We start from the raw sequence: 19,955 nt of genomic DNA, 5'->3' as shown, positions 1-19,955 counted from the left end.
TTTGGTGGTTGCTATAAGGAAGAAGCCTTTAAAATTATTATGGCTTGAGGCTTTGATGAGGCGTCTTTTAAAGGATGATGTAGAATATCATTATTATCAAGAGCAGTATCGTCGACTAGATGCAGGGTTTGCTGGCGAGCAAAAGGTTGATCGCGTATGGCATGAATTAATATATCCAAATACCTTTTTTGTCTTACATAATTTATGTCTTATGAACACGGCTCAACATCTGCATCAGATTGATACGCTTTTTATTTGTCCACATTTTATGTTGGTTGTAGAAATCAAAAACATACATGGTCGTCTTGAATTTGATCAACACACACATCAATGCACACGCACAAGGGTTGATGGTACTGTTGAAGGATTTCCAAATGCTCTTACTCAAACTGAGCGTCATATGGAATTTCTTAAAAATCTGATTACAAGTTATTCCCTTCCTGTTGAAGGGGCTGTTGTTATAGCAAATCCTTCCACAATCATCGTCAATTCAACTAGTACTCTTCCCATTTTTCATGCGTCCGGACTTCATAAGTATCTCCAGTCGCTTTTTAAAAAGCACCCTAAAAAATTAATAGATAATCAATTAACCCAATTAGTGCACCTACTACTTTCTAAACAAATTATTCCTCAGATTCATACATCAATTGCCCCATCACGATTTCGACACGGTGTTCTTTGTCCAAAATGTACCTATCAAAATAATATGTACTTCCATCGTGGCATTTGGAAATGTTCATTTTGTCATTATAGAAGTATAGAAATTTTCGCAGAGGCTTTGCTTGATTATCGGTTATTGATTAGTCATTCTATTACCAATAAACAGTTACGAGCGTTTTTTAGAATTAATTCTAACGATGCAGCTACTCGATTGCTACGGAAGTTTAAGTTTCCATATACCGGTACCTATAAGAATCGTGTTTACCATTTACCAGAAAATTTACTGGAACATATGAAAAATTATTTTTGATGGAGGTTTTGCTTAGCTTCGCAGGTATTCACTCTCCTTCCGCGGGTATTCGCTTCTCTTTCACGGGTATTCGCTCTCCTTCCGCGGGTATTCGCTCTCCTTCTGCGGGTATTCACTCTCCTTCCGCGGGTATTCACTCTCTTTCCGCGGGTATTCTCTCTCCTCCCGCGGGTATTCTCTCTCCTCCCGCGGGTATTCACCCTCCTTCCGCGGGTATTCACTCTCTTTCCGCGGGTATTCTCTCTCCTTCCGCGGGTATTCTCTCTCCTTCCGCGGGTATTCTTTCTCCTCCCGCGGGTATTCGCTCTCCTTCCGCGGGTATTCACTCTCCTCCCGCGGATATTCGCTTCGCTTCCCTCTAAATTGAAAAAAGAGTGTTTTCCATAAAGGAAACACTCTTTTTTATGTTATCGGTTGTTCATACCATCACGGTATTTTTCAGTGTTGTTAACTTTATCGTCGACAACATTATTATTGTTATTGCTGTTTATGTTGTCATTACGTTCAACACCGTTTACACCGTTTGCATTTGGTGTGTTGTCATAGCCGTTTGTGCTGTTGATATCAGCATTAGAACCAGGTGTTGTTGCTTCAGGTAATGTTGTATTATCGTTTACAGTACCTCGATCAACACCATTCCCATTTACATTATTGCGATCGTATGCATTATCTCGTCTATTCGGATCTAATGCATCCTCGACGTTGTCAACACCACGACGTACGTCATTCTCGGCTTCTCGAACAGGGTGATCTTCTACTGCATTATTTCCCCAGTTACAACCTCCAAGGAATGCAGTTGCAAGAATGATGGTTAAAAATGACATTTTCCACATAGTAAAAAACCTCCTTTCTTGGGTACTATGTCATCAAATACATCTTCTGTATTTGTGATCTTACATAGATTGCCCGAGAAAGGAGGGAACTATCCGATTTTTGTACAAACTATTTTTGTTTTTCTTTTAATAACTGTTCAATATATGCTGCCTCTGCTTTACAGTCGTAGCTATAGTTTGTACCTAGCTCTTTTTGCAATGCCTCGATTGTTTCGACTTGCTGTGCTGTTGGTTCTTCATTTAAAATTTTGGCAATAACCTCATCGATTTTTTGTGCCATTTCTTCATGAAACTGTGCACTCATCAATGTATCAGCAGGGATTTTTTCGATCCATGCGGCATTCTCCTGAAAATAAGTCTGCCAGCTTGCAATGAAGTCTTCCATGGAAAAGCGCTCTTCATCCCAACCAATACTTGCTAAGTATGTTTCAAAAGATGTTGAAATCGAACGAGTAATGCTAATTTTAATACCTGAAGACAATTCCTTATACATCTTAATAATCCTCCTACGTTTGTAAAACCTAAAAATTACATCTATTTCAATTCACAATAGCTTATTTACCATCGCAATTTAAGAACCTACTAATCAATTTTTGACTTGACTTTATCTATTTTATATCTTTTGGTCTACAAATGCAAATTAAGCTTGTTTAGGCTGTTCAGGCCCAATTGCAAATAGAATGTCGGCTTCACATACAAGTTCTCCATCAACAGTAGCTACACCATGACCTTTCCCCATTGCGCCACGAAGTTTTACAAATTCTACTTCCAATTTAAGTTGGTCGCCAGGTACAACTTGACGCTTGAAACGACAATTATCAACACCCGTTAAAAATGCTAAACGACCCTTAAATTCTTCAGCATTTAATAAAGCCACTCCACCTACTTGAGCTAAAGCTTCCACAATTAACACGCCTGGCATAACTGGATAACCTGGGAAGTGCCCATTAAAAAAATCTTCGTTGATTGAAACATTTTTTAATCCTACTGCACGCTTCCCTTCTTCTAATTCAATGATGCGATCTACGAATAAAAAAGGATAGCGGTGTGGTAAAATTGCTTGAATTTGTTCTGCAGATAACATGTCAATTCCCCCTCAAAAATTAAGTATGTATACACAAAGTAAGGTAAAGAATAATGTTATTCTTTACCATTCATAATATCAAATATATGCTGCCATGTTTCTCGTTTAAAAATATCCATAGCATTGCCTTCTCCAATAACGCTAAAGCCAAACATTGCGCCTAATGCTGCGGCAACAACGACTAAAATGAGAACAATTACAATGCGTAACCAAATCGGAATCAGTCGGATTTGCACCCATCGAACCTCGCGTTGCTCTCCAGTCGAGCGGCGTTCTTTCTTTTCTGGTTGCGGTTGCGTATCGGTTTCTTGTGTCGGCACAGAACGTCGACGTGAATCGTTTGTCATAGATTGTACTCCTCTTCATTCCTTACTATGCGCTTTTGGATAACTTCCTATCGAATGCCATTAATTAGTCCAAGCATTTGATCTGCTAATGTCACCGCTCTTGCGTTGAATTGATAAGAACGTTGTGTTTGAATAAGTTCTGTCATTTCTTTCGAGAGGTTAACATTGGACATTTCTAGTGTACCACTTTGCATGCCAATTTGCTGACGGTTGGCTCCCACAAGCTCTGTCAAAACTTCCGCCTGCGTATAACCAAGTTCAGCTAAATTATTAGGTAATCCCATATAAGAACCGGCAACATGCTCCATTAATTGCGGCTTTTGGAATTCTGTTACAGCTAAATTCGTACGAATTATATCTCCATTTGGATAAGATGCTTCTAATACACCACCATCTCGAACAGCAAACTTTTGAACCGTGTCGGGTAATGTAATAGCTTGTCCTGCAGCATTAGCTACTGGATAACCCTCTGCTGTTACAAGCATAACTGTTCCATTATTCAATGGAGATAAATAAAAGTCACCTTGTCGAGTATACACTGTTTCAGTTCCATTTTCACCATCTGGCATCAAAATATTGAAATATTGTTTCGCTTTTGTGAAAGCTAAGTCTAAATCACGATTAGTTGTTTGTAATGAACCTTGCTTTTCATTGGATTTAATTTGGCCAACCATTGCACCAGATCCATAGCGAATACCAACAGGTGTTTGTCGTTCTGCGCGATCCTGCTTATCATTATTAAATTGCTGATAAAGTAATTCATTAAAGGATGCTTCCTTTGTTTTATAACCCGTTGTATTACTGTTAGCAATGTTATTACTAATTGTATCCAGTTTGTTTTGTAATTGCCCCATTGTGTTTGTAGCTGTAATCATTGTACGTAGCATTGATAAAAGCCTCCTGTTCGCCCATTAAATTTTTCCGATTTCATTCACAGCCTTCTCCATGCTACGATCATAAGCTTGTAATACTTTTTGATTTGCTTCAAATGCACGGTAGGCAGTCATTAAATCTGTCATTGTGCGACCAGAATCTACGTTCGAACCTTCTAAAAAGTTTTGACGTAGTGTAAAGGAAACACCATTCGCTCCATAAGCTGTTGGCAAGTTCTCACCATTTTCTGTACGAATAAGGCCATTATCTTGTTTTTGTAGCATGTTCGGGTTAGCAGCAAATGATACACCAACACGAGCCACTTGTTGATTATTTACAAAGATAGCGCCACTTTCATCTAATCGGAAATCATCATTTGGTAGCTGGATACGTTGCCCAGCATCATTTAGTACATATAATCCTTGACCGTTAACTAAATAGCCTTGCCCATCTAATGTGAAATTACCATTACGTGTGTAAGCCTCACCACCAGCAGGATGTTCTAGTCGGAAGAAAATTGAACCTGTAACACCATCTTCATTTTGTGGTAAGTTTCCATTAATCAATGCCATATCTGTTGTAAAATCAGTGTTATAGATTTGGCCTTGTATGTAATTTGGCAATGTTTCTTGTAAATATGTCCCTGTATTTAAAGCTCCTACTTGACTCATATATTCAGCGCCGGCTTGTTGGTGAGCAGGAGCATTTGTTTTACCAATGCTAGACATTAGCATATCTGGGAATGAGCGAATCGTAGATTGATCTGCCTTAAATCCTGGTGTATTCGCATTTGATAAATTATTGGTAAGTAATTCTGTTCTTCTTTGTTGCGTGATCATACCTGTTGCAACTGTATAAAATCCTTTAAACAAAGAAATCACCTCATTTTAATTTTATAAGGATGCTGGCACACGATCAATATTTTCAAGCATAATACCTGTACCAATGGCTACACAATCCATAGGTCTCTCTGCAATGAAAACAGGTACCTTTAGCTCTTCTATTAATAGCTGGTCCATTCCATGTAATAATGCACCACCACCAGTTATAATCACTCCACGATCAATGATATCGGCTGATAGTTCAGGTGGTGTTTTTTCTAAGACATTTTTAGCTGACTGGACAATCATGGCTACTGATTCATGTAGTGCACGTTCAATTTCTTCAGACTCAATTGTAATTGTACGTGGTAAACCCGTTACCATATCACGGCCACGAATATCCATCGTATCATTGCGACTACCTTTGAAAACTGTACCAATTGTCATTTTGATTGCCTCTGCAGTACGTTCACCAATTAGCAATTTATATTCTTTTTTAATATATTGCAAAATATCGTTATCAAACACATCGCCTGCTACTTTAATGGATTCACTTGTTACGATATCACCCATTGATAGAACTGCGATATCTGTTGTTCCGCCCCCGATATCGACTACCATATTTCCACTTGGTTGGAAAATATCCATTCCAGCACCTATTGCTGCTACTTTTGGCTCTTCCTCTAAATATACTTTTTTACCACCAGATTTTTCAGCAGCTTCACGAATTGCCTTTTGTTCAACACTTGTAATATTCGTTGGACAACAAATTAATATGCGTGGCTTCGCCAAAAATCCTTTTACGTTTAATTTATTGATGAAATGTCTTAACATCGCCTCTGTCACATCAAAATCTGCAATGACTCCGTCTCTTAGTGGACGAATAGCTGTGATATTACCTGGCGTTCTCCCTACCATTTGGCGGGCTTCTTCCCCAACCGCTAATACTTTATTTGTCTTTTTATCGATCGCCACAACAGATGGTTCATTGAGGACGATCCCTTTCCCCTTAACGTGGATTAATACGTTCGCAGTCCCTAAGTCAATGCCAATATCTTTCGAAAACATTTTATAATTTCTCCTTCCCGCCAGTTCCAACTACATAACGTTCATTTTATCTCTTTATCTAGAATATTTTATCATATTCTATTGGTAATTTCACCTAAATTTAGTGAATAAGACTGTTTTCTTTTTAGGCAGTGAACGGCTATAATATAGAATTACTATTCTTAGAAAATCATTACTTATGCTTGTCCAACACAGCAAAAAAGAACGAATCATTCTTGACTCGCTCTTTCTTTCCACTTGTTTTTCGTTGCTTCTCCTCCGCGAATATGACGTACGGCCTTATGGTAGGCGAGTATTTCTTTCACTTGGTCAGCTAATCCTTCATGAATTGTTGGTAATCGCTCTGTTAAATCCTTGTGCACCGTACTTTTTGAATAACCAGTCATTTTCGCGAGGACACGCACAGTCTCACGCGTCTCAATCAGTAATTCACCGAGGCGTATGCAGCGCTTCCGAATGTGCTCATGCACGTTCTTCGTCCTTTCCACACAATTTCACAAAATGCTTTGGCAATCAGATGCACATTTGCGCATTTCTTCACCTTATGTGAGGACAAAGCTATTCAGAACACGTTTTGCATTTTCTTGATAAAATGCTGACTTTTTATGCGTTACTAGCTTTTCTCATTAAAAAGCTAGTAATTTTTTCGGATTGATATATTTTCCGTTTTCAAGAATTTCGAAATGCATGTGGACGCCAGCCGCTTGATTCCACTCGTTGTCAGTCGCTTTTCCTAATGCTTGACCTTGTGTAACCTCATCGCCTTCTTTAACAGCGATATCCTTCACAGAGCTATAATGTGTCTGCATACCATTTGGATGCTCGATCACGATCTTATTGCCTGTAAATGCGTCTAGTTTTACCTCTAGTACTTTACCACTCATAGCAGCTAGTACTTCAAACTCTTCACCATTCATAGCAATAGAGATTCCTGAAGATGTAGTAAATGTTTGATTAAATACCATTAGTGCATTTTCACGAGACTCTTCATTTGCCTCTAACTCGTAAAATTCTTGTAAGACTTGTACTTTACTAAAATTCTCTTCTTTGAATGGATACTTCATGTTTTCAGTTCGTGCATTAGTTTCCACTACAGGACCTGGATCTACTTCAGCTAAATCTGGTAAAGGAGCCTCTTCTACTTTTGATACGAGACTATTGTAACCAAATAACAATCCTGCTAGAACAAGTGCACCACCTGTGTAAACTACTGGCCAAAACCACGGTTTCTTTTGTAATTGGCCATTTTCCTTTTGATTTGGATCTTGGTTTTGAGAAGCTTTGTTATTTTTATCCTCTCTCATTTTCATCACCTCTAGTTGCAGTGTGAACAACTAGAAGTTATTTTAAACATGCATCTATTTTTTTTATTTCAATATCTTGATAATAATAGTGTAAAATTTCGGCAGCTGTTTTCCCTTCATTTGCCATTGCCTCAGCTCCATATTGACTCATGCCCACTCCATGCCCATAACCTTGAGTTTTCACTTGAACTTTTCTTTTATTGGCATTAAAGATGATTGTGAAATCAGTTGATGGTATACCAAGGAGCGTTCTTACCTCTCTCCCTGTCCAGACGTTATTCCCTAGCTGTAAACGTTCTACTCGTCCAGAATCATTATAAAATAACTGGATACGATTAAAATCACTAGGTTGCCATTGTATAGGCCAGAGCTTATTCCATTGAGCTAAAGTCCATTCTTGCTCAGCCTCAAACTTAGGAGATGTTTGATCAGATATACTTGCAACACTTTGCAAATATGGAATATCATTTCCACCATATCCATAAGCACTTTCTGTTTTACCATTGCTTGTTGAATGAAACATGGCTGTAATCAATTCATTATTATAAAGAATAACTTGTCCTTGTGTTTCATTGATAGCTTCGACAATTTTCTTTTCATTTCCCAGGAAATTGCTAGCCCAATTCGCCTTTCTTTGTTCTTCATCATAGAAGACTTGCTTTGCCACAGTTGGGGAGATCGCAATTTTTCCGTAATTTGTCGTTTTCAACGCATATGTGCGTGCTGCAATAGCTTGTGCCTTCAATGCCTCTTTTTTAAAAGAAACGGGCATTTCTGCAGCAACTACTCCTGTAATATACGTTTCCAAAGGGATTTTTTCTTCTTGCCCCTCCACTTCTATAAATATTTCACAAGCATTCTTATCACTAGTTTGAGGTATGATAGCCTCTTGTCTTTCACTAAACCCTACTATAGGAAGCATATATAATGCCCCAATCAAGCAAATGACACCTATACTAATCATCCATTTTTTCATAAGGAATAATATGCTAGATTTCTTGTAGTTATGAGAAAACAAAAACCCTCTGCATAAAAAGCAAAGGGTTTTAAAATCTATTTAGTTTGTAGGCAATTCAACTGTTACATCTTCAATTGTCACTACCTCTTCTGTAATACGTTCAATATTAGCACCAAGAGATGCTAATTTTCCATGGAAATCAACATAACCACGATCTAAATGATGAAGTTTTGTGACACGTGTCATTCCTTCTGATACAAGACCCGCTAAAATTAATGCAGCCGCAGCTCGTAAATCCGTTGCCATTACCTCAGCTCCCTGAAGATCCACAGGCCCCTCGATAAACACAGAACGTCCCTCTATTTTAGCACCAGCATTCATGCGACGGAATTCCTCAACATGCATAAAACGATTTTCGAATACCGTTTCTGTAATAATACTCGTACCTTCAGCAGTAAGCATTAACGCCATCATTTGTGATTGCATATCTGTTGGGAAACCAGGATGTGGCATTGTTTTGATATCAACTGCTTTTAGTGTTTTGGGAACTCGTACACGGATTCCTTCATCCAACTCAGTAATTTCTACACCCATCTCACGCATTTTAGCTATTAAAGCAGTCATATGCTCAGGAACTGCGTTTTCAATCACCACATCTCCTCTCGTAATAGCTGCTGCCACCATAAATGTACCAGCTTCAATACGGTCAGGAATAATATGATGCTCTACTCCATATAATGTATCGACTCCTTCGATACGAATCGTATTTGTCCCCGCTCCGATTACACGGCCACCCATACTATTAATAAAGTTTGCAAGATCCACGATTTCAGGCTCTTTCGCTGCATTTTCAATTACAGTTGTCCCTTCAGCTAAAGATGCAGCTGTCATAATATTTTCAGTTGCCCCAACACTTGGGAAATCCAAATACACATTCGCCCCTTTTAAGCGACCCTCTGTCTTCGCCTCAACATAGCCATGGCCAAATGAAATTTTTGCACCCATTGCTTCAAAGCCTTTTAAGTGTAATTCAATCGGACGTGATCCAATTGCACAGCCTCCAGGAAGTGCCACACGAGCATAGCCATTACGAGCAAGTAGAGATCCCATTACTAAAATAGATGCACGCATTTTACTAACAAATTCAAATTGAGCTTCACTTGAAAGTTCTTTTGTTGCATCTATATATACGGCATTATCTTCAGGTATATATGTAACTGCTGCGTTTAAACTTTTAAGTACTTCATTTATTGTAAAGACGTCTGCTAAATTAGGGACTTCTTTAATTACATTTTCTCCTTTTGAAGCAAGTAAAGCTGCTGCAAGGATTGGTAACACTGCATTTTTTGCGCCCTCTACACGTACTTTTCCCTGTAGTTTTTGGCCGCCAGTCACTATTATTTTATCCACCCTATGTCCCTCCGAATTCAATCTATTAACCTATCGAATTTTTATTTTAATAAAGAAGTATAATGTCATAATCAGTAAACAAACAACTCTATAGTACAACTTTTCCAACGCTCGTTCAAGCGTCCAAATCACTATTTTAAGCCATTATTAGATATTTTGCTATTTATTTATTGTACGCTGCCAATTTTTTTTTGTGAATGACCAATAACCCGTTCGCTTCTAATACATACCCAAAGATATATGAATAAAAAACAACTTTTCACTTAATTTCTATAAAAAAAGTGGTGGGCACCTATTATCGTACATTTATCAATGGCTATCTTGGTAGCTAATAGCGTAAAGCTTATAATAATCTAATGTGTTGGCGTCATTAGATTGCGTATCCAGTGTTGATCAGTCTTTTTACATAGTTCAAAGGGCCACACAAAGGGTATTATAAAGTCCTTTGAAGCATGTAGACATATGAATTTATTTAAAAGAGAAACGAATTCTTTAAAATAAATAAGGAAGTTTGCCTGACCAGCTAGAGATTTGAAGAAAGAAATTAGATACTGCTGAGCCTATCGCAATACTAAGTAATATATAAATGAGCTGAATTTGAAAAACTCGATTCTTTTTAAATAGTTTTTCGATCATAAAAGCTTGTAATGCGTAAAAAGTAATAGCAATAAAAAATAGATGAGAAAAAATTCCCAATAAAGCTTCTTGCCCTATCGCTTCATATATTTCCATGCGGCATCCTCCGTTTCTCCTACAATCACAATCTGTTTATTCACCTTAAAAAACGGGCAGATGCGATATCTGCCCGTTAAAAATGAATTAGATATTACCCTCATGAACGTTGATACGATTCAACGCACGTTTTAATGCTAGGTCAGCACGTTTGAAATCAATGTTGTCTTGTTTACTTTGAAGACGTCCTTCAGCACGTTTAACGGCTTCTTTAGCACGTTGAACATCGATGTTTTCAGCAATTTCAGCAGACGGCGCTAAAATTGAGATTTTTTCTGGACGAACTTCAATGAAACCACCGCTTACAGCAACAATATCAGTCGAACCGTTTTCTTTTTTAAGCTTCACTGCACCAATTGCAAGTGGAGCAACCATTGGAATATGGCCTGCAAGAACACCGATTTCTCCTGAAGTTGTTTTAGCGATTACCATTGATACTTCAGAATCGTATACTGGGCCGTCGGGAGTGACAATATTGACTAGAACTGTCTTCATATTTTTTCCTCCTCGTCCCTAGTATTAAACCTCTACGCCCATGCTTTTCGCTTTTTCAACTACTTCATCAATTGAACCAACTAGACGGAAAGCATCTTCTGGTAGGTGATCCCATTTGCCATCAAGGATTTCCTTGAATGAACGAACAGTTTCTTTTACAGGTACATAAGAACCTTTTTGACCAGTGAATTGTTCCGCAACGTGGAAGTTTTGTGATAAGAAGAATTGAATACGACGAGCACGTTCTACTGTTTGTTTATCTTCATCAGATAATTCATCCATACCTAAGATTGCAATGATATCTTGTAATTCACGGTAACGTTGGATTGTACGTTGCACACCAGTAGCAATTGCGTAGTGCTCAGCGCCTACGATTTCAGGTGATAATGCACGAGAAGTCGAAGCTAATGGGTCAACCGCTGGATAGATACCCATTTCAGATAATTTACGCTCAAGGTTAGTTGTTGCATCTAAGTGGGCGAAAGTTGTAGCTGGAGCCGGGTCAGTATAGTCATCGGCTGGTACATAAATCGCTTGAATAGAAGTTACAGATCCTTTGTTCGTAGATGTGATACGCTCTTGTAGTTTACCCATTTCAGTAGCAAGTGTTGGTTGGTAACCTACCGCAGAAGGCATACGACCTAATAGGGCAGAAACCTCAGAACCTGCTTGTGTGAAACGGAAGATATTGTCGATGAATAAAAGTACGTCTTGGCCTTGCTCATCACGGAAGTATTCCGCCATTGTAAGACCAGTTAAAGCTACACGCATACGTGCACCAGGTGGCTCGTTCATTTGACCGAATACCATCGCTGTTTGCTTGATAACGCCTGAATCGCTCATTTCGAAGAATAAGTCGTTCCCTTCACGAGTACGCTCACCTACACCAGCGAATACAGAGATACCAGAGTGCTCTTGTGCGATATTGTTGATTAATTCTTGGATTAATACAGTTTTACCTACACCGGCACCACCGAATAGACCGATTTTACCACCTTTGATATATGGTGCAAGTAAGTCTACTACTTTGATACCTGTTTCAAGAATTTCAACTGTAGTTGAAAGATTCTCGAAAGTTGGTGCTTCACGGTGAATTGAATCACGACGTGCGTCTGCTGGAATCTCTTCACCTAAGTCAATTACTTCTCCAAGTACGTTGAATACACGACCTAGTGTAACTTCACCAACTGGTACTGAGATAGCTTTTCCTAAGTCTGTTACTTCTGCTCCACGTTGTAAGCCATCAGTAGATGACATCGCAATTGTACGAACAGAATCATCACCTAAATGAAGCGCAACTTCTAATGCAAGAATTGTTGGTTCTTCATTAGGACGTTCAATCTTAACAGTTAAAGCGTTATAGATTGCTGGTAATTGGCCATTGTCGAATTTAACGTCAACAACTGGACCCATTACTTGAATAACATGTCCTTTATTCATTACTGTGTACCCTCCTATCGTATTCTTATACGACATTGGGAAGCTGCTTGCCTATTCTAAGGCTGCAGCTCCACCAACGATTTCTGTAATTTCTTGTGTAATCGCCGCTTGACGTGCACGGTTATATTGCAAAGAAAGGTCTGAAATAAGATCAGTTGCATTATCTGTTGCATTTTTCATAGCCGTCATACGAGAAGCATGTTCACTTGCTTTTCCATCTAATAATGCGCCATAAACTAAGCTTTCCGCATATTGTGGAAGTAAAACTTCTAGAATTGCTTCACCAGATGGCTCGAATTCATAAGAAGCAGTACCGCTTGCAGGGGCAATATCTGTTAATGGAAGAAGTTTTTTCTCTGTCACTTCGCTAGCAATAGCGCTGACAAAGTGATTATAGTACATATAAAGTTCGTCATACGTACCATCAATGAACATACCAACAGCATTACGAGCGATTTCTTTTATATCAGCAAATGTCGGTTGGTCAGGTAGACCGACAACATTACTGATGACATTATGATCACGTTTCACAAAGTAGTCACGAACAACACGACCTACTGCTAAAATAACGTATTCGTCTTTTGATTTATGACGCTCGTTAATTGTACGTTGTACTTGACGTAGGATACTTGAGTTGTAAGCACCTGCAAGACCACGGTCAGAACCAATGACTAAGTAAGCCGTTTTCTTAACAGGACGAGCAGTTAACATTGGATGTCCGCTGTCTTTTGTGCCTGAAGCGATCGCGCCTACTACGTCCTGAATTTTTTCCATGTAAGGAACGTAAGCTTTAGCATTTTGCTCTGCACGACGTAACTTAGAAGAAGAAACCATCTGCATTGCTTTTGTAATTTGCTTCGTACTCTTTGTTGAAGTAATACGACCTTTAATTTCGCGTAAGTTTACCACTGGTATTTCACCACCTTCTGTTTTTTAATCAAGTGACTAGCTAGAACTTATTCTGATTTAGCGAAAGTTTTTTTGAATGCATTGATTGCTGCTTCATAATCCGCATCAGGAGCAAGCTCTTTAGTAGTACGAACATGATCTAAAACGTTTGTGTGGTTTGAATCTAACCAGCTTAAGAATTCTGATTCGAAGCGAACGATATCTTGTACTGGAATATCATCTAAATGACCTTTAGTTAATGCGTAAAGGATCGCAACTTGTTTTTCAACTTTTAGTGGTTTGTTAAGGTCTTGTTTAAGAACTTCAACCGTACGTTTACCACGCTCAAGTTTAGCAAGTGTTACTTTATCTAAATCTGAACCAAATTGAGCAAATGATTCAAGCTCACGGAATGCAGCTAAGTCAAGACGTAGTGTACCCGCAACTTTTTTCATCGCTTTAATTTGAGCAGATCCACCTACACGTGATACAGAAAGACCGGCGTTAATCGCTGGACGTACACCTGAGTTGAATAAGTCAGATTGTAAGAAGATTTGTCCATCAGTGATTGAGATTACGTTAGTTGGGATGTATGCAGAGATATCCCCAGCTTGTGTCTCAACGAATGGAAGAGCTGTAATTGAACCATTTTGATATGTTTCATTTAACTTCGCAGCACGTTCAAGTAAGCGGCTGTGTAAGTAGAAAACGTCACCAGGATATGCTTCACGACCTGGAGGACGGCGAAGAAGAAGTGAAAGTTCACGGTAAGCTGATGCTTGTTTAGAAAGATCATCATACACGATTAATACGTGTTTACCTTGTAACATGAATTCTTCAGCCATAGATACACCAGCAAATGGTGCTAAGAATAACAATGGAGCTGGTTGAGAAGCAGAAGCTGTCACAACGATTGTGTAATCTAAAGCGCCATGTTTACGAAGAGTTTCTACAACACCACGTACAGTAGATTCTTTTTGACCGATTGCTACGTAGATACAAATCATGTTTTGGTCATTTTGGTTAAGAATTGTATCGATAGCTACAGATGTTTTACCAGTTTGACGGTCACCGATGATTAACTCACGTTGACCACGACCGATTGGTACTAATGCGTCAATCGCTTTAATACCAGTTTGTAGTGGTTCGTGTACTGATTTACGAGCCATTACACCGAAAGCAGGACTTTCGATTGGACGAGATTTTGTAGTGTTGATAGGACCTTGTCCATCCACTGGTTGTCCAAGTGGGTTTACAACACGACCAATTAGTTCTTCACCAACTGGTACTTCCATGATACGACCTGTACGACGAACTTCATCGCCTTCTTTGATGTCAGTGTATGGACCTAAGATTACGATACCAACGTTACCTTCTTCTAGGTTTTGAGCCATACCCATAACACCATTAGAGAACTCTAGTAGTTCTCCAGCCATGGCGTTGTCGAGGCCATGAGCAAGAGCAATACCGTCACCAATACGGATAACTGTACCAACTTCGCTTACTTTAAGTTCAGATTCATAATTCTCAATCTGTTGTTTAATCAGACTGCTGATTTCTTCAGCCTTGATGCCCATGTATGTCACCTCTCACATTTCTAAATTATTAACCGATTAATTCACGTTTTAGACGCTCTAGTTTGTTTGCTACTGAGCTATCATAAATATGGTTACCGATTTGAACACGAATACCACCAAGTAAAGATGGATCAACTTCGTTTGTAATATTTAATGATTGTTTTCCAACAAGTTTCGCGAACGCTGCTGAAATATTAGCGCTTTCTTCTGCAGAAAGTGCACGTGTTGAAAATACTGTTGCATCTGCAGTGCCTTGTGCTTGCGCAGCAAGTTCAGCATATGCCTTAGCAATTTGTGTCATCTCGTTTACACGTTTTTTCTCAACTAGAAGTTGAACAGTGTGTAAAACTTCTGGTGTTGCACCATTAAAGATGTCAGCTACCATTTGTTTTTTTCGTTCGACGGAGAACTTAGGTGCATTTAAAAGCGTTAAAAAATCAGGAGATTCTTTTACTACTTTTGTTAGTTCACTTAAGTCTGCTCCTACTTCAGTAAGAATATTTTTTTGTTGCGCCAATTCAAAAAGCGCTTGAGCGTAACGTTTTGCTACAGTTGAATTACTCATCGAGCTTCCCCTGCCTTCGCAATCGTCTCTTCAATTAGAGCACGGTTGTCTGCCTCAGAAATCTCTTTGCTAAGGACTTTAGATGCTGCAAGTACAGATAATGAAACGACTTCATCACGTACAGCTGCAATAGCTTTTTCTTTTTCAGACTCGATTTCACGTAAAGCCGATTCTTTTAAGCGGTTTGCTTCATTACGAGCTACAGTAAGAATTTCTTCTTTTTGTAATTCGCCTTGCTTCTTAGCGCCCTCAACAATCGATTGTGCTTCTGTACGAGCTTCCTTAAGAAGGCTCTTTTGTTCTTCTAAAAATTGGTGCGATTCTTTGCGCGCTTTTTCAGCTGCTTCGATTTCACTCGCTACTAATTCTTCACGTTGTTGCATAATGCCCATAAGTGGACCCCAAGCGAATTTCTTTAGTAGTAACATTAATACGATGAAAATAACTAATGTTGCGATGATATCTCCACTATTTAACGAAGCACCGCCTGCACCTAGTACAAGATTATCTAAAAACACGATTGTTTCACTCCCTTCAAGAGCTTTAACTTCAACATAATATAGTGACTAAAAAACTACCTATTTTAAAAAGCTATATTTACACATAGCTTTTATCCGTTCCAAAATGAAGGGCGAAGTTTCATCTGGAGAATCCTGCTTCGCCACTAGTAAAATTCAGTGTTCAACTGAATTATTTGTTCATTACGATGAATGCTACTACTACTGCGATGATCGGTAGGGCCTCAACTAATGCAACCCCGATGAACATTGTAGTTTGAAGAACGCCACGAGCTTCTGGTTGGCGAGCGATACCTTCTACTGTTTTTGATACGATAAGACCGTTACCAATACCTGCACCAAGTGCACCTAAACCGATTGCGATTGCTGCTGCTAATAAACCTAATGAACCTGTCATTTGAAAATTTCCTCCTTGGAATTGTTTGTTTTTGTTGTTCAAGCATAGGGTATATGCTTTATATTAATGGTCATCGCTCACTTTATGAGCCATGTAAACCATTGTTAACATTGTAAAGATAAAGGCTTGGATAAAGCCGATGAAAATTGAGAAACCTTGCCATGCCATCATAGGAACGATTGCCCCGATGAATCCCACAGCACCTGATGATGCTAAACCTGCAAGTAAGCCAAGTAAAATCTCACCCGCGTAAATGTTACCGTAAAGACGTAAACCTAATGTTAATGTGTTTGCAAATTCTTCTACTAATTTAAGTGGGAACATGAATGACATTGGTTTGAAGAATGTACCTACATAATGACCTGTACCCTTCATTTTTACACCATAGAAATGCGTTAAGACTAATATCATTGCTGCTAACGTCATCGTTACTGTAGGGTCAGCTGTTGGTGATTTCCACCATAGCTCATGCCCATAGACAATTGAGAAAGGAAGACCTAGTAAGTTAGATACTGCGATAAACATAATTAGTGTGATACCTAGAACGTGGAATCGACCACCAGTTTTCCAATCCATGTTGCTTTTAATGATATTCTTAACGAAATCCATAATCCATTCCATAAAGTTTTGCATACCAGTAGGTTTTAACTTTAGGCTTCTAGTTGAAATAAAGGCAATTAAAAATACGATAATTGCTGCAACTAGTAACATCATAACTGTCGATAAGTTAAATGTTAAAAAACCGACTTCTAGTAACGGAGCTTCATGATTCATTGTTATTTTTCACCTCTCTTTCTAATTTAAAGCACATTAGCGGTTCCTTACATGTGACACAATTCTCTCGACAAAGAGAAAAACGTACGGAATCATTAGCCCTATAACCGTGCTAATTAAGTGAAAATAGTTTGGCAACGAAATGGCTATTGCGACTGCCGCAACACCTGATCCAAAGCGAAGCGCTGTACCAAGTGAGCCTATTTTCTTCCCTTCACTAATGGATCTGTCAAACTTCTCCATACGCCGAACTAGAATCCAAAAATTATACGTACCAAAGAATGCACCGACTGCGATGCCCGCAAAAACAGTTTGATAGGGGGTAAATCCCCAGCCTAATGCGCAGAGTGCAAGCAAAAAAAATAACGCCCTCTTCTGCACAGCAAAAATGTGATGCAAATCTAGCATTGGTTGTAATCTCCTGAATCGTTTTTTCGAGTAATGAAAACGTTTGCTGACCACTATGTGAAATCAGAAAAGAGCAGTGAAAAGCACTACTCACAGCGGAATAGTAATGGGAGAGTCATTTCAATTACAGGTGTAAATGCCCAAAAAAATAACTTACACCCCTTACCGACTCGGTAAAAACCGAAACGCACAAAACGTTGCAAATCGACAGTCTTATTTTGAACTGTCAATTTAGTAGAAAGTTGATATAACAAGTGTTTCAACGTCCTATTTATGAACAGAAACCCTTATCATTCTTACCCTTTGTAAGCATACAATAGGTGATATTTGAAGTCAATTGGTAAAGGAGAAAAACTTCACAGCCTCTATACTCTTGTCAAATTGTTGACAAATTTGTGTATGAAATTTCATAGTTTCAAAATTTCTCAACCTTCTCACGCATAAAAAAAGCTAATTTACGACAAGATTATGCTCGTAAATTAGCTTACCCATTTCAACAGGTACATTAGACTTATTTTTAATATAAAATATAGTATATTAATTAGTTTTTTGTAAAAATCCTAGCAATGCTTCAACAATACGCTTAGATGCATGTCCATCCCCATATGGATTTGATGCTTTAGCCATTGCTTCATAGGCATTATTATCTGTTAGTAATTCCTTTGCTAAGGCGTAAATTGTTTCCTCTTCTGTTCCTGCTAGCTTTAATGTTCCTGCTGCAATCCCCTCTGGACGTTCTGTCGTATCTCTAAGAACAAGCACTGGCTTCCCTAATGAAGGTGCCTCTTCTTGTACACCGCCTGAATCCGTTAAGATCATATATGAATTAGCCGCAAAGTTATGGAAATCAAATACTTCAAGAGGCTCAATTAAATGCACTCGTTTATTATTCCCTAAAATTTCATTAGCAATTTCTCTTACAGCCGGATTCATATGAACTGGATAAACAACTTGAACATCCTCATGTTCTGCGAGTATTCTGGTGATCGCTTTAAACATATGGCGCATTGGTTCACCAAGATTTTCGCGACGATGTGCCGTTAATAAAATCATGCGATCCTCGCCAATTTTATCTAATACAGGATGAGTGTAGTGTTCACTGACTGTTGTTGCTAATGCGTCTATTGCTGTATTACCTGTAACAAAAATCGTCGCTGGATTTTTGTTCTCATCTAAAAGATTCTTTTTAGATACTTCAGTTGGCGCAAAATGTAAATCTGCCATCACGCCTGTTAGTTGGCGATTCATTTCCTCTGGATATGGTGAATATTTGTTCCATGTTCGAAGTCCCGCTTCTACATGCCCTATAGCAATTTGGTTATAGAACGCAGCAAGACTCGCAATGAAAGTCGTGGCTGTATCACCATGTACTAAAACGATATCTGGTTGTGCTTCTTTCATTACTTTATCTAAACCCTGTAAGGCGTTTGTCGTTACATCAATTAATGTTTGGCGATCCTTCATAATATTTAAGTCATAGTTTGGTGTAATACTAAATGTCTCTAATACTTGATCGAGCATTTGGCGATGCTGTGCTGTTACCGTTACAATAGATTCTATTTGCTTAGGATACTTTTGTAACTCCAAAACAAGAGGAGCCATTTTAATTGCTTCTGGTCTTGTACCAAAAATCGTCATTACTTTCCATTTCTTTGTCAAAACGATCTGCACCGTCCTTTTTGTTATTGTATGTAAGGTCAATCTACCCGTTGATGAGGGTTTACTTACCTACACATACTATGAAACGCCCTTCAATTTGAAGGACGCTTTCACAAGTTATTAGTTTCCTAAATGAGGAAATATCATGTATTGATTTTTATTTTGTACCGAATAGGCGGTCTCCCGCATCACCTAAGCCAGGTACAATATAGCCATGGTCATTTAATTTTTCATCAAGTGCAGCAATGTAAATATCTACATCCGAATGTTCTTCTTGAATAGCTTTTACACCCTCTGGAGCAGCGATTAAGCACATGAATTTAATGTTTTTAGCTCCACGCTTTTTCAATGAATGAATTGCCTCCACTGCAGAACCACCAGTTGCAAGCATTGGATCTACAATGATGAAATCACGTTCTTCAACATCTGCAGGAAGTTTTGCATAATATTCAACTGGTTTTAATGTTTCTGGATCACGATAAAGACCAATATGACCAACTTTTGCAGCTGGGATAAGCTTTAATACGCCATCCACCATGCCGATACCTGCACGTAGAATCGGTACGATTGCAAGTTTTTTACCAGAAAGTACTTTTGTTTTTGCAATTGTTACAGGTGTTTCAATTTCAATTTCCTCTACTGGCATATCACGTGTAATTTCAAATGCCATTAGTGTTGCCACTTCGTCTACTAGCTCACGAAATTCTTTTGTTCCTGTATTCTTGTCGCGAATATAAGTTAATTTGTGTTGGATTAGTGGATGATCAAATACATAGACTTTGCTCAAAGGGATTCTCTCCTCACCGTTCGGATTCATTTTTATCTCAACTAGTA

Annotated in this window: 24 protein-coding genes; 1 reads left to right on the top strand and 23 read right to left on the bottom strand. The window is 38.6% G+C overall.

Annotated elements, in window-relative coordinates; all coding sequences use genetic code 11:
• Positions 1-4: 4 nt before the first annotated feature.
• A complete protein-coding gene (locus MHB39_RS03215; protein WP_339281001.1) occupies positions 5-970 on the top strand; it encodes a nuclease-related domain-containing protein in 966 nt (321 codons plus the stop codon).
• A gap of 407 nt (positions 971-1,377) precedes the next feature.
• Here MHB39_RS03215 and MHB39_RS03210 read toward each other — a convergent pair whose 3' ends face one another.
• The 23 genes from MHB39_RS03210 to upp all read right to left on the bottom strand — a co-directional run bounded on the left by MHB39_RS03210 (position 1,378) and on the right by upp (position 19,908).
• Positions 1,378-1,803, bottom strand: coding sequence for a hypothetical protein (locus MHB39_RS03210; RefSeq protein ID WP_036076101.1), 426 nt, complete (start codon positions 1,801-1,803; stop codon positions 1,378-1,380).
• A gap of 109 nt (positions 1,804-1,912) precedes the next feature.
• Entirely contained in the window at positions 1,913-2,296 is a 384-nt protein-coding gene (locus tag MHB39_RS03205) for a hypothetical protein (RefSeq protein WP_004269491.1), read from the bottom strand.
• A gap of 147 nt (positions 2,297-2,443) precedes the next feature.
• Positions 2,444-2,887 (bottom strand): 3-hydroxyacyl-ACP dehydratase FabZ, encoded by a 444-nt coding sequence (gene fabZ, locus MHB39_RS03200; RefSeq protein ID WP_009371926.1) that lies wholly within the window; start codon positions 2,885-2,887, stop codon positions 2,444-2,446.
• A 56-nt stretch (positions 2,888-2,943) separates the two neighbouring features.
• Positions 2,944-3,234, bottom strand: coding sequence for a DNA-directed RNA polymerase subunit beta (locus tag MHB39_RS03195; protein WP_004269489.1), 291 nt, complete (start codon positions 3,232-3,234; stop codon positions 2,944-2,946).
• Between the two features lie 47 nt (positions 3,235-3,281).
• The gene (locus MHB39_RS03190) at positions 3,282-4,121 is read right to left on the bottom strand and encodes a flagellar hook-basal body protein (protein WP_342545822.1); all 840 of its coding nucleotides are present in this window, start codon (positions 4,119-4,121) and stop codon (positions 3,282-3,284) included.
• A gap of 24 nt (positions 4,122-4,145) precedes the next feature.
• The gene (locus MHB39_RS03185; RefSeq protein WP_257961613.1) at positions 4,146-4,979 is read right to left on the bottom strand and encodes a flagellar hook-basal body protein; all 834 of its coding nucleotides are present in this window, start codon (positions 4,977-4,979) and stop codon (positions 4,146-4,148) included.
• A gap of 21 nt (positions 4,980-5,000) precedes the next feature.
• A complete protein-coding gene (locus MHB39_RS03180; protein ID WP_004269486.1) occupies positions 5,001-5,996 on the bottom strand; it encodes a rod shape-determining protein in 996 nt (331 codons plus the stop codon).
• 209 nt (positions 5,997-6,205) lie between these two features.
• On the bottom strand, positions 6,206-6,466 hold the full coding sequence (locus MHB39_RS03175; RefSeq protein ID WP_004269485.1) for a sporulation transcriptional regulator SpoIIID: 261 nt from the start codon (positions 6,464-6,466) through the stop codon (positions 6,206-6,208).
• A 156-nt stretch (positions 6,467-6,622) separates the two neighbouring features.
• Positions 6,623-7,300, bottom strand: coding sequence for a M23 family metallopeptidase (locus tag MHB39_RS03170; protein ID WP_048395635.1), 678 nt, complete (start codon positions 7,298-7,300; stop codon positions 6,623-6,625).
• Between the two features lie 37 nt (positions 7,301-7,337).
• On the bottom strand, positions 7,338-8,276 hold the full coding sequence (gene spoIID / locus MHB39_RS03165) for a stage II sporulation protein D (protein WP_342545821.1): 939 nt from the start codon (positions 8,274-8,276) through the stop codon (positions 7,338-7,340).
• 81 nt (positions 8,277-8,357) lie between these two features.
• Entirely contained in the window at positions 8,358-9,668 is a 1,311-nt protein-coding gene (gene murA / locus MHB39_RS03160; protein ID WP_048395622.1) for a UDP-N-acetylglucosamine 1-carboxyvinyltransferase, read from the bottom strand.
• Between the two features lie 492 nt (positions 9,669-10,160).
• Complete coding sequence (locus tag MHB39_RS03155) at positions 10,161-10,400, bottom strand: DUF1146 family protein (protein WP_342545819.1); 240 nt, start codon at positions 10,398-10,400, stop codon at positions 10,161-10,163.
• 87 nt (positions 10,401-10,487) lie between these two features.
• Complete coding sequence (locus MHB39_RS03150) at positions 10,488-10,895, bottom strand: F0F1 ATP synthase subunit epsilon (protein ID WP_016992762.1); 408 nt, start codon at positions 10,893-10,895, stop codon at positions 10,488-10,490.
• A 24-nt stretch (positions 10,896-10,919) separates the two neighbouring features.
• A complete protein-coding gene (gene atpD, locus MHB39_RS03145; RefSeq protein ID WP_004269479.1) occupies positions 10,920-12,335 on the bottom strand; it encodes a F0F1 ATP synthase subunit beta in 1,416 nt (471 codons plus the stop codon).
• A 51-nt stretch (positions 12,336-12,386) separates the two neighbouring features.
• Positions 12,387-13,244: an ATP synthase F1 subunit gamma gene (atpG, locus tag MHB39_RS03140; protein ID WP_004269478.1), complete on the bottom strand. Its 858-nt coding sequence runs from the start codon at positions 13,242-13,244 to the stop codon at positions 12,387-12,389.
• 47 nt (positions 13,245-13,291) lie between these two features.
• On the bottom strand, positions 13,292-14,800 hold the full coding sequence (atpA, locus tag MHB39_RS03135) for a F0F1 ATP synthase subunit alpha (protein ID WP_004269477.1): 1,509 nt from the start codon (positions 14,798-14,800) through the stop codon (positions 13,292-13,294).
• Between the two features lie 28 nt (positions 14,801-14,828).
• Positions 14,829-15,365 carry a F0F1 ATP synthase subunit delta gene (locus tag MHB39_RS03130; protein ID WP_036076089.1) on the bottom strand — a complete coding sequence of 179 codons (537 nt, stop codon included), beginning with the start codon at positions 15,363-15,365 and terminating at the stop codon, positions 14,829-14,831.
• Positions 15,362-15,883: a F0F1 ATP synthase subunit B gene (gene atpF, locus MHB39_RS03125; protein WP_016992759.1), complete on the bottom strand. Its 522-nt coding sequence runs from the start codon at positions 15,881-15,883 to the stop codon at positions 15,362-15,364. The genes MHB39_RS03130 and atpF overlap by 4 nt, the downstream gene beginning before the upstream one ends.
• Before the next feature lie 172 nt (positions 15,884-16,055).
• Positions 16,056-16,280, bottom strand: coding sequence for a F0F1 ATP synthase subunit C (atpE, locus tag MHB39_RS03120; protein ID WP_004269474.1), 225 nt, complete (start codon positions 16,278-16,280; stop codon positions 16,056-16,058).
• A 63-nt stretch (positions 16,281-16,343) separates the two neighbouring features.
• Positions 16,344-17,054 (bottom strand): F0F1 ATP synthase subunit A, encoded by a 711-nt coding sequence (gene atpB / locus MHB39_RS03115; protein WP_016992758.1) that lies wholly within the window; start codon positions 17,052-17,054, stop codon positions 16,344-16,346.
• Positions 17,055-17,090: 36 nt separating this feature from the next.
• Positions 17,091-17,462: an ATP synthase subunit I gene (locus MHB39_RS03110; RefSeq protein WP_004269472.1), complete on the bottom strand. Its 372-nt coding sequence runs from the start codon at positions 17,460-17,462 to the stop codon at positions 17,091-17,093.
• A 537-nt stretch (positions 17,463-17,999) separates the two neighbouring features.
• On the bottom strand, positions 18,000-19,121 hold the full coding sequence (wecB, locus tag MHB39_RS03105; protein WP_004269471.1) for a UDP-N-acetylglucosamine 2-epimerase (non-hydrolyzing): 1,122 nt from the start codon (positions 19,119-19,121) through the stop codon (positions 18,000-18,002).
• A 157-nt stretch (positions 19,122-19,278) separates the two neighbouring features.
• A complete protein-coding gene (gene upp / locus MHB39_RS03100) occupies positions 19,279-19,908 on the bottom strand; it encodes a uracil phosphoribosyltransferase (protein ID WP_004269470.1) in 630 nt (209 codons plus the stop codon).
• Between the last annotated feature and the right edge of the window lie 47 nt (positions 19,909-19,955).

Origin of the sequence: Lysinibacillus sp. FSL K6-4013, assembly GCF_038630435.1 — a bacterium.
In the GTDB taxonomy this organism is placed as follows: Bacteria; Bacillota; Bacilli; order Bacillales_A; family Planococcaceae; genus Lysinibacillus; species Lysinibacillus boronitolerans.
This window is presented reverse-complemented; position numbering and strand designations above follow the sequence as displayed.